The organism is Vibrio sp. MMG023, assembly GCF_021654215.1.
Taxonomy (GTDB): Bacteria; Pseudomonadota; Gammaproteobacteria; order Enterobacterales; family Vibrionaceae; genus Vibrio; species Vibrio jasicida.
The window spans coordinates 96,101-111,193 of the sequence record NZ_JAKFZP010000002.1; the positions used below are offsets into that span (position 1 = coordinate 96,101).

12 protein-coding genes are annotated in these 15,093 nt (G+C 44.6%); 7 read left to right on the forward strand and 5 right to left on the reverse strand.

Translation table 11 applies throughout. The annotated features are described in order from the left end of the window. Position 1: 1 nt before the first annotated feature. Entirely contained in the window at positions 2-604 is a 603-nt protein-coding gene (gene nrfB / locus L1076_RS05580; protein WP_237303324.1) for a cytochrome c nitrite reductase pentaheme subunit, read from the reverse strand. Between the two features lie 449 nt (positions 605-1,053). On the opposite strand from nrfB, the gene nrfA reads away from it, so the two are divergent. After that, positions 1,054-2,481: an ammonia-forming nitrite reductase cytochrome c552 subunit gene (gene nrfA / locus L1076_RS05585; protein ID WP_237303325.1), complete on the forward strand. Its 1,428-nt coding sequence runs from the start codon at positions 1,054-1,056 to the stop codon at positions 2,479-2,481. Positions 2,482-2,586: 105 nt separating this feature from the next. Here the strand turns inward: nrfA and L1076_RS05590 are convergent, their stop codons facing one another. The 3 genes from L1076_RS05590 to gyrA all read right to left on the reverse strand — a co-directional run bounded on the left by L1076_RS05590 (position 2,587) and on the right by gyrA (position 6,577). Beyond that, the gene (locus L1076_RS05590) at positions 2,587-3,141 is read right to left on the reverse strand and encodes a hypothetical protein (RefSeq protein WP_039977597.1); all 555 of its coding nucleotides are present in this window, start codon (positions 3,139-3,141) and stop codon (positions 2,587-2,589) included. Positions 3,142-3,183: 42 nt separating this feature from the next. After that, on the reverse strand, positions 3,184-3,807 hold the full coding sequence (locus L1076_RS05595) for a tetratricopeptide repeat protein (RefSeq protein WP_042602730.1): 624 nt from the start codon (positions 3,805-3,807) through the stop codon (positions 3,184-3,186). A gap of 121 nt (positions 3,808-3,928) precedes the next feature. Then, positions 3,929-6,577 (reverse strand): DNA gyrase subunit A, encoded by a 2,649-nt coding sequence (gene gyrA, locus L1076_RS05600; protein ID WP_038876068.1) that lies wholly within the window; start codon positions 6,575-6,577, stop codon positions 3,929-3,931. Between the two features lie 309 nt (positions 6,578-6,886). On the opposite strand from gyrA, the gene ubiG reads away from it, so the two are divergent. From ubiG to yfaE, 4 genes are all read left to right on the forward strand, one after another. After that, entirely contained in the window at positions 6,887-7,594 is a 708-nt protein-coding gene (gene ubiG / locus L1076_RS05605; protein ID WP_038871823.1) for a bifunctional 2-polyprenyl-6-hydroxyphenol methylase/3-demethylubiquinol 3-O-methyltransferase UbiG, read from the forward strand. A 497-nt stretch (positions 7,595-8,091) separates the two neighbouring features. Further along, positions 8,092-10,374 carry a class 1a ribonucleoside-diphosphate reductase subunit alpha gene (gene nrdA / locus L1076_RS05610; RefSeq protein ID WP_038871826.1) on the forward strand — a complete coding sequence of 761 codons (2,283 nt, stop codon included), beginning with the start codon at positions 8,092-8,094 and terminating at the stop codon, positions 10,372-10,374. Positions 10,375-10,454: 80 nt separating this feature from the next. Beyond that, positions 10,455-11,588 carry a class Ia ribonucleoside-diphosphate reductase subunit beta gene (gene nrdB / locus L1076_RS05615; RefSeq protein ID WP_038871828.1) on the forward strand — a complete coding sequence of 378 codons (1,134 nt, stop codon included), beginning with the start codon at positions 10,455-10,457 and terminating at the stop codon, positions 11,586-11,588. Further along, entirely contained in the window at positions 11,588-11,866 is a 279-nt protein-coding gene (gene yfaE / locus L1076_RS05620; RefSeq protein ID WP_038871832.1) for a class I ribonucleotide reductase maintenance protein YfaE, read from the forward strand. Before nrdB ends, yfaE begins: the two co-directional genes overlap by 1 nt. Positions 11,867-11,946: 80 nt before the next feature. On the opposite strand, the gene L1076_RS05625 is transcribed toward yfaE, so the two are convergent. Continuing rightward, entirely contained in the window at positions 11,947-13,179 is a 1,233-nt protein-coding gene (locus L1076_RS05625) for a CinA family nicotinamide mononucleotide deamidase-related protein (protein WP_039977600.1), read from the reverse strand. A 199-nt stretch (positions 13,180-13,378) separates the two neighbouring features. On the opposite strand from L1076_RS05625, the gene L1076_RS05630 reads away from it, so the two are divergent. Both L1076_RS05630 and L1076_RS05635 read left to right on the forward strand, forming a co-directional pair. Continuing rightward, complete coding sequence (locus L1076_RS05630; RefSeq protein WP_038871838.1) at positions 13,379-14,281, forward strand: DUF3943 domain-containing protein; 903 nt, start codon at positions 13,379-13,381, stop codon at positions 14,279-14,281. Positions 14,282-14,522: 241 nt separating this feature from the next. Further along, complete coding sequence (locus L1076_RS05635; protein ID WP_038871841.1) at positions 14,523-15,035, forward strand: ACT domain-containing protein; 513 nt, start codon at positions 14,523-14,525, stop codon at positions 15,033-15,035. Positions 15,036-15,093: the final 58 nt, after the last annotated feature.

The following is a 15,093-nucleotide window of genomic DNA, read 5'->3' on the forward strand; positions in this document are numbered from 1 at the left end:
GCTATCTCTCCTCCTCTTTTGCAAGTTCAGGCTCGATGGCAAATTCAGAGTGACAGTCGACACATTGCTTAATCAGTTCTTTACGGTCGTATGCCAGCGCTTTGGCTTTCGCAGCATGCACATCATGACAATTTGAACACGTCAGGTTTTTCGCGTGTACATCATGCGTCCAGTGACTTTCACGTAACTTCAACGGGGTATGACAATCCACACATTGACTATTGGCTTTAAGGATTAAACTTGGATCAAGAAAAACTTTATCGTGAACGGCTTTAGATTGTGCTGCGGAGAACTTAATCACCTCCGAAGCATCTTCACGGTGATCGGGTCCGATATTACTATGACAATTCGTGCAGTTGAGCTGTTTGCCCTGGCTTAATAGCGCTTGCGGGTCATGCGATAGATTCAGAGTATCTTTGGCGTCCTTATGACACTGGAGACATTTATAGTCTCTGTCACGGATTAATTCGACTTGATGGCGCTCGGTTTGAGCACCTTCAACTGGCTCTGAAGAAGTCGCATGGGCGGCGATGGAAAAACCATAGACGGCAAAGATGAAGAGAAGTTTCAACATTGTCTCTATGGCCAATTTTATATTGCCCATATTTTCTTTCCTTAGCTCTTAAATAAGTGATAATTATTCTCAATTATTTATTTGAGCGACAATTAATTTCCTCTGAAGATATTTTTAACATCTTCAAATGACATCAATTCTTATTTCAGAAAGCCACAACGCTAAACCTATATTTATAATACCTCTATTATTCATAAGAGGTAGAGACAACCGTTCAAAAAGCGAGCTTAATCACCCTATTTTTAAAATGGTTAAAAAGCTAACCCCTTATCAAACAAAGCATTGATAACTACCCCTTTAGGGTTATATAAATTCAAACATGATTGAGATCACTGGTATAAATTGATCTAAAACAAAACAAGTTCCGCTCACTATTTCATCTACTTAATTAAGCCATATTATAAACAGTAGATCTCCGATTCTTATTTGGAATAGCTTCTCACAACGCTGCTAATAAAAATGAATATGGAGATAACACCGTGAGCATAAAACACTGGATGAGCACACCTATCGCGGTTGCGACCTTATTCGCCAGCCAATTATTTTTGGTCGGCGCTCCTTTGGCGGCGGAAGATAAAGGTCTCATCGATCCACGCAATGACGCCTTCGAACAAAACCACCCTGACCAATACCATTCTTGGAAAGCGACATCTGAAAGCGAACATATTGAAGATGCACTCGGAGAAGACCCTAATATGGTCATTCTTTGGGCTGGCTATGGCTTCGCTAAAGACTACAATAAGGCTCGCGGGCACTTTTACGCTCTCGATGATGTTCGTCAAACACTTCGCACTGGTGCTCCCACCGATGAAAAATCAGGTCCCATGCCAATGGCGTGTTGGAGCTGTAAGAGCCCAGATGTCGCACGTGTGATTGATGAACGAGGTGAAGATGGGTATTTCGAGGGAAAATGGGCACGCTTGGGCTCAGAAATCGTAAATCCTATTGGCTGCTCTGACTGTCACGATACTCGCTCTGAGGAGTTCAAAAATGGCGAGCCAGCACTTGCGGTCACTCGCCCGTATGTTGAGCGAGCTTTTGATACGATTGGCAAAAAATTTGATGAGCAATCCCGCCTCGATCAACAAGCCTCTGTTTGTGCACAATGCCACGTTGAATACTACTTCACAGGCCCAACAAAAGCGGTCAAATTCCCTTGGGATATGGGAACTTCAGTAAACGACATGGAGAAGTATTACGACGCACTAAACTTCAAAGATTGGACGCATGCCGTTTCTAAAGCACCCATGTTAAAAGCACAACATCCTGGTTACGAAACTTGGCGAGAAGGCATCCACGGTAAGAACAAAGTAGTTTGTGTAGACTGCCATATGCCGAAAGTAACCAAAGAAGATGGCACTGTGTATACCGATCATAAAGTCGGTAACCCATTTGATCGCTTTGATGATACGTGCGCGCAATGCCACACTCAAACAAAAGAGCAGCTACAGGGCATCGTTTCAACACGTAAGGCGCAAGTATTGAACATGAAGCTAACCGCCGAGAAACAAATCGTTGCTGCACACTTTGAAGCAGGAGCGGCTTGGGATGCCGGTGCAACAGAAGAAGAAATGCAACCAATCTTACAAGACATCCGTCACGCACAATGGCGTTGGGACTATGCAATAGCGTCTCACGGTGTCCACATGCATGCACCTGAAGTTGCGCTCGAAGTGCTCGGTACCGCCGTTGACCGTGCTGCGGATGCGCGTACTAAACTTGTTCGTCTACTTGCGAAGAAAGGCATTACCGAACCAGTACAGATCCCGGACATCTCCACTAAAGCGAAAGCGCAGCAAGCACTCGGTATGGACATGGAGAAAATGAACGCCGATAAAAAAGACTTCTTGGAAACCATTGCTCCAGATTGGGATAAGGTTGCAGCCGAACGCGAAGCCACGTACTAATTAAACTGACAGATATGGTTAAATAGATACGACAAGGGGCGCACAGTACGCCCCTTTCTTTATTTCTTCATCCTCAATCTTATCGAGAGATAAAAATTAGATTCACTAGCGACGAGGAAGCCTCGGCCTAGGTTGGATATTTGGACGTGCTTTAGGCATCTGCACATTTGGACGAGCAACTGGTCGCTGGATTTTCGTTTCCGGTAATGCTTTTCTTTGTTGAACCTTTTCTTTCACGGCTTTGTCTTGTAAAGCTGCTGGCTCAATACGCTCCGGACGATTTTCCCACTTGGTTTGAATCTCCTGCTTTTGTTCTTCAGGAAGCGATTGCCAATGGTCGTCTAACTGACGCTTCATATTGTCAATATTGGCGGACATATCATCGTCCTTCCAATCTTCTACCTTGTCTTTAATCGATTGCTGTTGGTCTTCATCTAAGCCATTCCACCATTCTTCGAGCTTCTCTTTGTATTCATCGTCGTTGTCGCAACAACCCGGGTAGTAATAAATCCAGTAGTCGTCATGATCGTACCACCAAGGATCATAGTAACCTGAAGAATAATAAACCGAAGAGGAAGAGCCAGAATGATCGGAAGAGCTACAACCCGCCAATATAGAGCCGCACAGCAAAACCAATATGCTCAGTGCTTTATTTTTCATTCGTTGCCCACCTTTCCCTCTACTGCTTATTAAATTGTACGCCTACAACAGCTCTTTTGCTTTGTTGATAGAGTTAATGATTTGCACTCTATCTAAGTTTGGATCATTAGAATCTAATAATAGTACCCAAGTATCAATGGCCTCCTGAAAGCGGAATGACAAAAAATGGTCATTTGCGATCAAAGACAAAGCCGCTTCATTGTGAGGTTCAAGTTGTAGCGCTTGTTCAAGCAACAAACCCACTTCATCCGTCATTGCTTGCTTATGAATGTAATACAGGGTCGTCGCTTTAGCGGCAAGCTGAGTAGCACTGACTGGGTCAGTCAATTGGATCGCGTAGTCGAAACAAATAAGAGCACCATCAAACTCTCCTTCGAGCAAATAGCCCTGCCCTAGCTGGAACCAAAGCTCGGCATTATTAGGCTCCTCCCGAAGTTGGGTTTGAATCTCTTCCATGATGTCGCGAGTGGTCATCATGCGTGACATTTCGGCTTGAATCGGCGGTGGCGGCGGTTGTCGAAATAGCAAAAAGCCAGCGGTCGTCAGAACGAAAACTAATACGCAAAAACCAAACCATTTTGCCGGTTTTATTCGAGACGCGCTCAAGGACAACAAGACGATGAACAAACCCATCAACGTGATGGCAACAAAAAACCAAACAGACATAACACGACCTATCGGAGAATGTACGCACAGTTTACTGGTTTATGATTTGAATTGCGGTGATACAAATACAAAAAAGCCGAGCATTTAGCTCGGCTTTCACATTTAGCTATGAAGGTGAAGATTATTCTTCTTCAGAGCCTTCTTCTGCGTCATCTGCTTTTGGCGCTTCAGGTGCTTGTTGCTCTGCATTCACTTCTGTCGTTTCGGCTGCTTCTGCTTCTTCGCCTTCAGGCAATTCAACTTCTTCAACTTCATCGATACGCTGTAGGCCAACCACTGATTCGTCTTCTGCTGTACGGATCAGAGTCACACCTTGAGTGTTACGACCAACTTGGCTAACTTCTGCAACACGTGTACGAACTAGAGTACCAGCGTCGGTGATCATCATCATCTCGTCGCCTTCTTCTACTTGTACCGCACCAACTACTGGACCGTTACGTTCAGAAACCTTGATAGACACAACGCCCTGAGTTGCACGACCTTTCGTTGGGTATTCTGCTAGTTCAGTACGTTTACCATAACCGTTTTGAGTAACGGTTAGGATGTCACCTTCGTTCGATGGAACGATCAGAGAAACCACTTGGTCATCGTCTGCTAACTTCATACCGCGAACACCCGCCGCTGTACGACCCATTGCACGTACTTTGTCTTCGCTAAAGCGAACCACTTTACCTGCTTTAGAGAACAGCATGATGTCACTATCGCCGTTGGTGATATCAACACCAATTAGCGAGTCATCATCACGCAAGTTAACAGCGATTAGACCGTTTGAACGTACGTTTGCAAACTGGTTCAGTGGGGTCTTCTTAACCGTACCGTCACCCGTTGCCATGAAGATAAATTTCTCTGGAGAGAACTCATCAACAGGAAGGATTGCAGTAATACGCTCGCCTTCCTCTAGCGGAAGGATGTTTACGATTGGCTTACCACGAGCAGTGCGAGTTGCATGCGGCAATTGGTAAACTTTCAGACGGTAAGTCTTACCACGAGTAGAGAAACATAGGATGTTATCGTGAGTATTTGCAACAAGTAGACGCTCGATGAAGTCTTCATCTTTCATCTTCGTTGCACTCTTACCTTTACCACCACGACGCTGAGCTTCGTAGTCGCTTAGAATTTGGTACTTAACGTAACCTTCGTGAGACAGAGTCACAACCACGTCTTCACGAGCAATCAGCTCTTCCATGTCAATGTCATGGGTTGCTGCTGTGATTTCTGTACGACGAACATCACCGTAACTATCACGAACTGCTTCTAATTCTTCGCGGATCACTTCCATTAGACGCTCAGTGCTTGCAAGGATATGCATTAGCTCTGCAATTTCTTCTAGAAGTGCTTTGTATTCATCAAGAATCTTCTCGTGCTCTAGACCGGTTAGGCGGTGTAGACGAAGTTCTAGGATTGCTTGCGCTTGAGTTTCAGTTAGGTAGTACAGACCATCACGGATACCGTATTGATCTTCTAGCCATTCTGGACGAGCTGCATCAGTACCAGCACGCTCAAGCATTGATGCTACGTTACCAAGATCCCAACCACGCGATACCAAGCCAACTTTTGCTTCTGCTGGTGTTGGTGCGTTTTTGATCAACTCAATAACTTCATCGATGTTTGCAAGAGCAAGAGACAGTGCTTCAAGGATATGAGCACGTTCACGCGCTTTGCGTAGTTCGAAGATAGTACGACGAGTTACAACTTCACGACGGTGGTCAACGAAGCACTTCAACATGTCTTTTAAGTTGAATAGCTGTGGTTGGCCGTTGTTTAGCGCAACCATGTTGATACCGAAAGTGGTTTGAAGCTGAGTTTGTGCGTAAAGGTTGTTTAGTACAACTTCACCCACTGCATCGCGCTTACATTCAATAACAATACGCATACCGTCTTTATCCGACTCGTCGCGCAGTGCACTGATGCCTTCTACTTTCTTATCTTTCACTAGCTCAGCGATCTTTTCGATCAAGCGAGCTTTGTTTACCTGGTAAGGGATTTCAGTGACGATGATGGTTTCTTTACCATTCTTCTCCACTTCGATGTCCGCTTTTGAACGCATGTAGATTTTGCCGCGACCAGTTTTGTACGCGTCTACGATGCCTTTACGACCGCTGATAAGTGCTGCCGTAGGGAAATCAGGACCAGGAATGTAATCCATCAGTTCATCAATGGTGATTTCTTCATTATTGATGAATGCAAGACAGCCATCGATCACTTCGCCAAGGTTGTGTGGCGGGATGTTGGTTGCCATACCTACCGCGATACCAGAAGCACCGTTTACCAATAGGTTAGGAATTTTCGTTGGAAGAACCGCTGGGATTTGCTCCGTACCATCGTAGTTAGGTACGTAGTCCACGGTTTCTTTATCTAGGTCAGCCAGAAGCTCGTGGGCAATTTTCGCCATACGTACTTCGGTATAACGCATTGCCGCAGCAGAGTCGCCATCGATCGAGCCAAAGTTACCTTGACCATCGACCAGCATGTAACGAAGTGAGAACGGCTGAGCCATACGTACGATTGTGTCGTACACAGCACTATCACCGTGTGGGTGATATTTACCGATTACGTCGCCGACAACACGGGCTGATTTTTTATATGGTTTGTTCCAATCGTTGCCTAGTACGTTCATCGCGAATAAAACGCGGCGGTGTACTGGTTTTAGGCCATCACGCACATCTGGAAGAGCACGACCCACGATTACTGACATCGCGTAGTCTAGGTATGAACCTCTAAGCTCATCTTCAATGTTTACGGGCGTGATCTCTTTAGCTAAATCGCTCATAGAGCCATTATCCCTCTATTATCTGATCGTAATTACGATACGTGTAAGGTGCAAAAATATAACACACAATTCATCAACGGGGCATCACTTTCCCGCTCCTTTTATCAGGTTGTGAGCTTCGTTATGAGTTAAATGAAGAGAATTTGCACATTCATCCCATATCTTTCTGAAAACTGACTACATTTCCACCAACGTCGTTCAAAAATCTCCCCTGTAGCGATTGTGAGAAAAGAAGCAGTTTTAACGTATCGTACCATTGGAGTATAATCTCGCCTTCCAAAGGACTATTAGCGAAGCGATATAACTATCATGACTAAAGCACAAAACGTCGACCCTAGTGAAATTAAGAAATTCGAAGAGATGGCTTCTCGTTGGTGGGATTTAGAGGGCGAGTTCAAACCACTTCACCAAATTAACCCGCTTCGCTTGAACTATGTCCTAGACAAAGCCGATGGCCTGTTTGGGAAGAAAGTGCTCGATGTTGGCTGCGGTGGTGGCATCCTTGCCGAGAGTATGGCAAAAGAAGGCGCCGTCGTTACCGGGCTAGATATGGGTAAAGAGCCTCTCGAAGTTGCTCGTCTTCATGCGCTTGAAACAGGCACCAAGTTGACTTACATCCAAAGCACGATTGAAGACCATGCAGAAGAAAATGCGGGGTCTTACGATGTCGTCACTTGTATGGAAATGCTTGAGCACGTGCCAGACCCGCTTTCAGTTATTCGGTCGTGTGCGGCACTTGTGAAACCTGGTGGCCATGTCTTCTTCTCTACACTAAACCGCAACATCAAATCTTACTTGTTTGCGATTGTGGGTGCTGAAAAACTATTAAAGATTGTTCCTGAAGGCACGCACGACCATGAAAAGTTCATCAAGCCAGCAGAAATGATGAAGATGATAGACCAAACTGACCTCACAGAAATGGGCATCACCGGCTTACATTACAACCCACTAAACGACAGTTACAAACTAGGCCGTAATGTGGATGTAAACTACATCGTACACACTCAGAAGTATTGATAATGTCACCATCTCGCCAAGAGATATCCTTTCATTAAAATATGAAATTAAGTGAAAAGCGGTAGCATAAATGCACCGTTTTTTTGTCATATCCTGTATAAAAATAGTGCTCTAGATTCCATTTTGACCAATCTATTTTTAACAGACAAAAACTATCAAAGATCAAGGAAAATATTTTTACATGCGGCTATTTATGAACCGATCTGAAAAACGTAATTTTCCCCATTCAAGTCCGCCCTTTTCTCATCGGTTAGTGTTCACTTACTGATTTTTTTTATTTTGTTAGTTATCCACAAGTCATCCCAAACCTGTGCCTTGAAAAATTGGGGTAACAGCACTATCTTGTAACTCGAAAACAAATTAACCCCTATATGTTGTGTTTAAGCTACAATATATAGATAGACTTTGATCACAAAGCCGCCGCAAATTTTACAAGTTTTGCACATAAACAAACAAAAACACGGCTTTTATCAGTTTTCTTAGGGAAATAAAGCAGAATGAACCAACAACTTACCGTCACCAAGCGTGATGGCCGTAAAGAAACTATCGATCTGGAAAAAATCCATCGCGTTATCACTTGGGCTGCCGAAGGTCTTAACAACGTTTCAGTATCTCAAGTAGAACTGCGTGCTCACATCCAGTTTTACGACGGCATCACCACGTCAGATATCCATGAGACGATGATCAAGTCTGCCGCAGACCTGATTTCAGAAGAAACACCGGACTACCAATACCTAGCTGCTCGCCTAGCGGTATTCCACCTACGTAAAAAAGCATACGGCCAATACGAGCCGCCAACGCTATACAATCACGTAGCTCGTCTTATTGATATGGGTAAGTACGATCAGCACATTCTGGAAGACTACACAAAAGAAGAACTAGACGAACTTGATGCGTACCTAGACCACAAACGCGATCTAGACTTCTCTTACGCTGCTGTAAAACAGCTAGAAGGTAAGTACTTCGTACAGAACCGTGTATCTGGCGAGATCTACGAAAGTGCTCAGTTCCTATACATCCTAGTTTCAGCTTGTCTGTTCGCAAATTACCCGAAAGAAACACGCCTTGATTACATCAAGCGTTTCTACGATGCGACATCGACATTTAAGATTTCTCTACCTACACCGATCATGTCTGGTGTACGTACTCCTACTCGTCAGTTCAGCTCATGCGTGCTGATCGAGTGTGGTGATAGCCTTGATTCTATCAACGCAACGGCGAGCTCAATCGTACGTTATGTATCTCAACGTGCTGGTATCGGTATCAACGCAGGTCGTATCCGTGCGCTAGGTTCTGAAATCCGTGGTGGTGAAGCATTCCACACTGGTTGTATCCCATTCTACAAATACTTCCAAACTGCTGTGAAATGTTGTTCTCAAGGTGGTGTTCGTGGTGGTGCTGCGACGGTGTTCTACCCACTATGGCACGGTGAAGCTCGTTCACTGATGGTTCTTAAAAACAACCGTGGTGTTGAAGAGAACCGTGTTCGTCACATGGATTACGGTGTTCAGTTAAACAAACTGATGTACCAACGCTTGGTAGAGGGTGGCAACATCACGCTGTTCTCACCATCTGACGTACCAGGCCTATATGACGCATTCTTCGAAAACCAAGAAGAATTTGAACGTCTATACGTAAAATACGAGAACGATCCTTCAATCAAGAAAGAGACCGTTAAGGCGATTGAAATGTTCACTCTGCTAATGCAAGAGCGTGCATCAACGGGTCGTATCTACATTCAGAACGTAGACCACTGTAACACTCACAGCCCGTTCGACTCAGAAGTCGCGCCAGTTCGTCAATCAAACCTATGTTTAGAGATCGCACTGCCAACTAAGCCTCTGAAGAACGTTGAAGATGACTCAGGCGAGATCGCACTATGTACGCTTTCTGCGTTCAACCTTGGTGCAATCAAATCTCTTGATGATTTCGAAGAGCTATCTGAACTTGTAGTCCGTGCACTAGATGCACTACTTGATTACCAAGATTACCCACTACCAGCAGCATACAAGTCGACAATGAACCGTCGTACGCTGGGCGTTGGTGTTATCAACTACGCATACTACCTAGCAAAGAACGGTGTTAAATACTCTGACGGTAGCGCAAACGGTCTAACGCACCGTACATTCGAAGCGATTCAATACTACCTATTGAAAGCATCGGTAGCACTTGCGAAAGAACAAGGTAAGTGTCCTTCGTTCCACGAAACGAACTACGCGAAAGGCTTATTGCCAATCGACACTTACAAGAAAGACATCGATCTTATCTGTGAAGAAGAACTTCATTACGACTGGGATAGTCTACGCAAAGAAATCGTTGAACACGGTCTACGTAACTCAACACTGACTGCGCTGATGCCATCAGAGACTTCTTCTCAAATTTCGAACGCAACAAATGGTATTGAGCCACCACGTGGTTATGTATCAGTAAAAGCATCGAAAGACGGTATCCTGAAGCAAGTTGTGCCTGATTTCACTGAGCTGAAAGACAACTATGAACTGCTTTGGAACATCGGTTCTAACGACGGTTACTTGCATCTTGTGGGTATCATGCAGAAATTCGTTGACCAAGCGATCTCAGCTAACACAAACTACGACCCATCAGGTTACGAAACTGGCAAGGTTCCAATGAAGAAGCTTCTTCAAGACCTGCTAACTGCGTATAAGTTTGGTGTGAAGACACTTTACTACCATAACACTCGTGATGGCGCGAAAGACGACCAGAAAGACGCAGTTCAACCACAAGATGACGATTGTGCAGGCGGCGGTTGTAAGATTTAAACTTCCCCACTGAACAATACGTAAAAACAGACTATCGAACGCCTCCCCTCTTGGGGAGGTCTAAAAGGAATTGAGGCATTATGGCTTACAGTACTTTTAACCAGAACAAAAATGACCAGCTAAAGGAACCAATGTTCCTTGGTCAATCCGTGAACGTTGCTCGTTACGACCAACAAAAATTCGAAATTTTCGAAAAGCTAATCGAAAAACAATTGTCGTTCTTCTGGCGTCCAGAAGAAGTTGACGTGTCAAGCGATCGCATCGATTACAACAAGCTACCAGATCATGAGAAGCACATCTTCATCTCAAACTTGAAGTACCAAACGCTTCTAGATTCAATCCAAGGTCGTAGCCCGAACGTAGCACTACTTCCGCTTGTTTCTTTGCCAGAGCTAGAAACATGGATTGAGACTTGGTCTTTCTCTGAAACGATCCACTCTCGTTCATACACGCACATCATCCGTAACATCGTGAATGATCCAAGTGTTGTATTCGATGACATCGTTGAAAATGAGCATATCCTAAAGCGCGCGAAAGACATTGCACACTACTATGATGATTTGATCCAAGCGACAAATGACTACCACCGCTACGGTGAAGGCGAGCACGTTCTAAATGGCGAAACGGTTAAAGTTAGCCTGTACGACTTGAAGAAGAAATTGTACGTGTGCTTGATGTCAGTAAACGCACTAGAAGCCATCCGCTTCTACGTAAGTTTTGCTTGTTCATTCGCTTTCGCAGAGCGTGAGCTGATGGAAGGTAACGCGAAAATCATCAAGCTGATCGCACGTGATGAAGCCCTTCACCTGAACGGCACGCAACACATGATCAACTTGCTACGCAACGGCCAAGATGACTTCACATTCATGCAAATCGCTGAAGAAGCAAAACAAGACTGTTTTGATCTTTTCAAAGAAGCGGCTGAGCAAGAAAAAGAATGGGCAGAGTACCTATTTAAAGACGGTTCAATGATCGGTCTGAACAAAGATATCCTGAGCCAATACGTTGAGTACATCACCAACATCCGTATGCAAGCGGTAGGTCTACCAATGGCATACCCAGAAGCAACAACGAACCCTATCCCATGGATCAACGCTTGGTTGTCATCGGATAACGTTCAAGTAGCGCCACAAGAAGCAGAGATTTCTTCTTACCTTGTTGGTCAAATTGACAACGAAGTAAGCGCAGACGACTTCGAAGGATTTGAGCTGTAATGCCAACCATCAAAATCAACAAACTCGTCAGCATTGAGTCTAACCCATCCAATACTATTTTGGAGACGATGGAGCAAGCTGGACTGTTACCAGAATATAACTGCCGAGACGGCCACTGTGGTGCTTGTCGCTGCAAGTTAGAATCTGGTGAGGTAGAGTATGTAGGTTTTGCAATGGCTTACACTCAGCCAGATGAGATTCTGCCTTGTATTTGCAAAGCGAAATCCAGTGTTTCGCTTAGTGGCGTAAACTATGCGATGAAAGAAAAACGCGCATAAGCTTAGCTCTAACAAATACAAAAAAGCCAAGACAATCGTCTTGGCTTTTTGCTATGTAAATTGGGCAGTCTGCCATTAGACTAAAGCGCACTACTTGGAATGTGCATTTCTTTGACTTTCTCTAAGAAAGCGTATTGTGCAGACATTGGCTTGCGTTCCAAATAACGACGTAGCATATCTAGTGCCGCCGCGCTGATGACTTTCACTTGGTCGTCACGTTGGTATTTTCTCGATAACTTATACAACGCGCCCCACTCTCCCGTTGAAGTGGAAAGTGCGACAGAGAAAACGCCCTCATCAAGCTTACCTGTGACTAACGCTAAATCAGTACCACACTTCTCACGCGTCGCACCCGCCAACGCAAACGTCGCCGCTAACGGATCACCTTCATCAGTAATGGTTTGGCTCTGCGCTGAGAGCACCCATCCATGTCCAAATTGTTTTTCGACGTTCTCATCGCCATTGAGCCAATAAGTTAAATGCCCGGCACTGCTCTTCTCAGAAACCGATAAGGTTAACCCTTTCTCCACCAGCAAGTGGCCGACGTGCTCAACCATTGGTGTGTCAACGCTCACCGTGTTGCTCTCAAGGTGTTTGTGAATGAGCTGCATGAGCTTCATACGCTGCTCTAGTTGATTAGATGGCCCAAACAGCTTCACTTCGATAAAAGGCAAATAAGAGCGGTAGCCAAGCTCATAACCTTGCGGCAATTTCATTTGATCGAGCTTGTCAGAAATACCAGATTCAGAGAGACCAAAGGTATAAATTCGACTGCATGACGAGCTTTCGATTTCAGGAAACTGTTTTTTTAAATCAGGCAGAATCTGCGCCTCTGCCATCAACTTAAATTCACTTGGCACACCAGGGGTAAAATAGAAAACCGCATCATTGATCAGCATCTTAAAACCACAAGCGGTGCCGATTGGGTTATCTACGATTTCTGCCGTCTCTGGCAACATCGCTTGCTTGAGGTTGCTGTCTGGCATTGGGATACCACGACGAGCGTACATCGACTCCAGATTCTCTAACCAATCTTTGAACAGTACTAACTTACATTCGGCGGCTTTTGCCGCTGCCGCGGCGCTCATATCATCTGTAGTTGGGCCCAAACCTCCATTAACAATAACAACATCGTTGTTAAAGCTAAGCATGAGAAATTCTTCAATAAGGCTCGACTGTTTATCTCCGACCGTCGAGCGCTTGGTTAAGCCAAATCCATGTTGATAAAACAAGCTCGACAACCAAGCTGCATTCGTATCAACAATATCACCGTGAAGCACTTCTTCTCCGGTACTAAGCATCGCAATTTTCACAACTGACTCCTGGAAATAGGCAAAATTCACTTTTTTTCGACATTGTGCCTATATCGTTTTCTTTTTATTAGACTAATCTCTTAGTCAAATTGTTGAGATTAAATGTAGGTCAAGTATTTAAATGGCTGTTCTTTTAAGGGATAATTGTGAGCCCGATCATCAAACCAACAACTCGGAGACCTCTGTGTCAAAATCATCCATGTTCAAGAAAACGCTAAGTGGTCTTGTTCTGACAGCATCTGCTTCAGCAAACGCAAGCCAGTACGATATGACTAATCATATTGAGTTTTCTTACACGCCTGATTGCTTGTCAGGTTACTGCGAAACAACCACTCTGTATAGCTTCGAGCCACAAAATCGTAGTTTCGCTATGGGTCTGGATAATGATGACTCTTTAAACCTTGACGCTGGTCTTCAACCAAAACACCTCATCATCCCTAAAGATAAAGATTGGGACTATTTAATGGGGCAGACATACACCATTCTTGGCTTGAGTGTCGCAACCGTCGGTTTGATGACACTGTTACCTGAAAGCATCACGAAATGGGACGATGAAGATCGTGACATGAGTAAGCTTGGTAGTAAATGGAAAGACAACGTTTCAAGCGGTCCAGTTTGGGATCGTGATGAACACTTCCTAAACTACGTTATGCACCCTTACTTTGGCGGTGTTTACTATACGGCTGCACGTCACGCAGGCTACAACGAGTTTGAATCGTTTTTATATTCTGCGACCATGTCGACGTTCTTCTGGGAATACGGCGTAGAAGCATTTGCAGAAATCCCATCATGGCAAGACTTGTTTATTACTCCATTTTTTGGTGCCGTGGTTGGTGAGATGATGCTAACAGCCGAGCAAGACATTATTGCAGGTGGTGGCGAGGTGATGGGTTCAGAAACAATGGGGGATGTGTCTCTGTTCTTCCTAAACCCGGTTGGTCATATCCACTATTGGGTATCCGACGCTTGGGGTGGTAGCGCAGAATTCCAATTCAGTTCATCGCCTTGGTTCGGCAACCAAGATGCCGCGAAATTCGCGATGGACGCAGGCGCAAGCTACGACAACGTCTTCTACGGTTTTGAAATGAAGGTAACCTTCTAAAACCAAACATTTAAGAAGCAGCTCACGAGCTGCTTTTTTTGTGCCCCAAGCATAGTTTTCATTATTTACATCACGAATTAGTGTTAAAAATTGACCTTTGTCAAACCTAACCCTCCCCCAACATCTACACTGAATTTAAGGAAAAACTCTAATAACTTAAGTTCTTGAACCTTAAGCCCAAATAACTATAGCGATACGTCTATCCGTGCCGCACCCAAACCTTATTCCGGGAGGGGACATTATGAACACAGTGTTTATCGTTAATTTTGTCGGTCAGGCATCACCAGCGACCATTAAACAGCTTGCAGCTGTTACACACGAAAACGACGGCAAATGGTTAATCAGTAAAGTGAACTTTATTGAAGATCAGGTCGCCGGTGTTATCAAGGTTGAACTTCCTGAAGAAAACGCAGACATTGTTAAAGAAGCGTTTTCAGCGTGCCAAACATTGGTCGTAAAATTTGTTGATTCAGAGCCGCATGCTCACTCAGAAGATACGGTTTTTCAATTACGTCTAGATGCGAACGATCGAGCTGGTATCGTCAATGAAATCACTCATGTCCTCGACGGGCAAGGCATCTCTATTCTCGATATGGACTGCCAACGTGTGTTTATTGCTGGCGGAGGTGGCGTTAGCTCGAGCCTCTTCAGTGCAAAAATGGCGATTAAGTTACCAAGTGAGTTGGGCATTGATGACGTAGCGAATGAGCTTGAAGCATTAAGTGAAGATACACGCGTTATTGTGGAAGGTTAAAGCACTATTCAAACGCTTTCATCCAATAAAAAAGAGCAGCGTTATGCTGCTCTTTTTA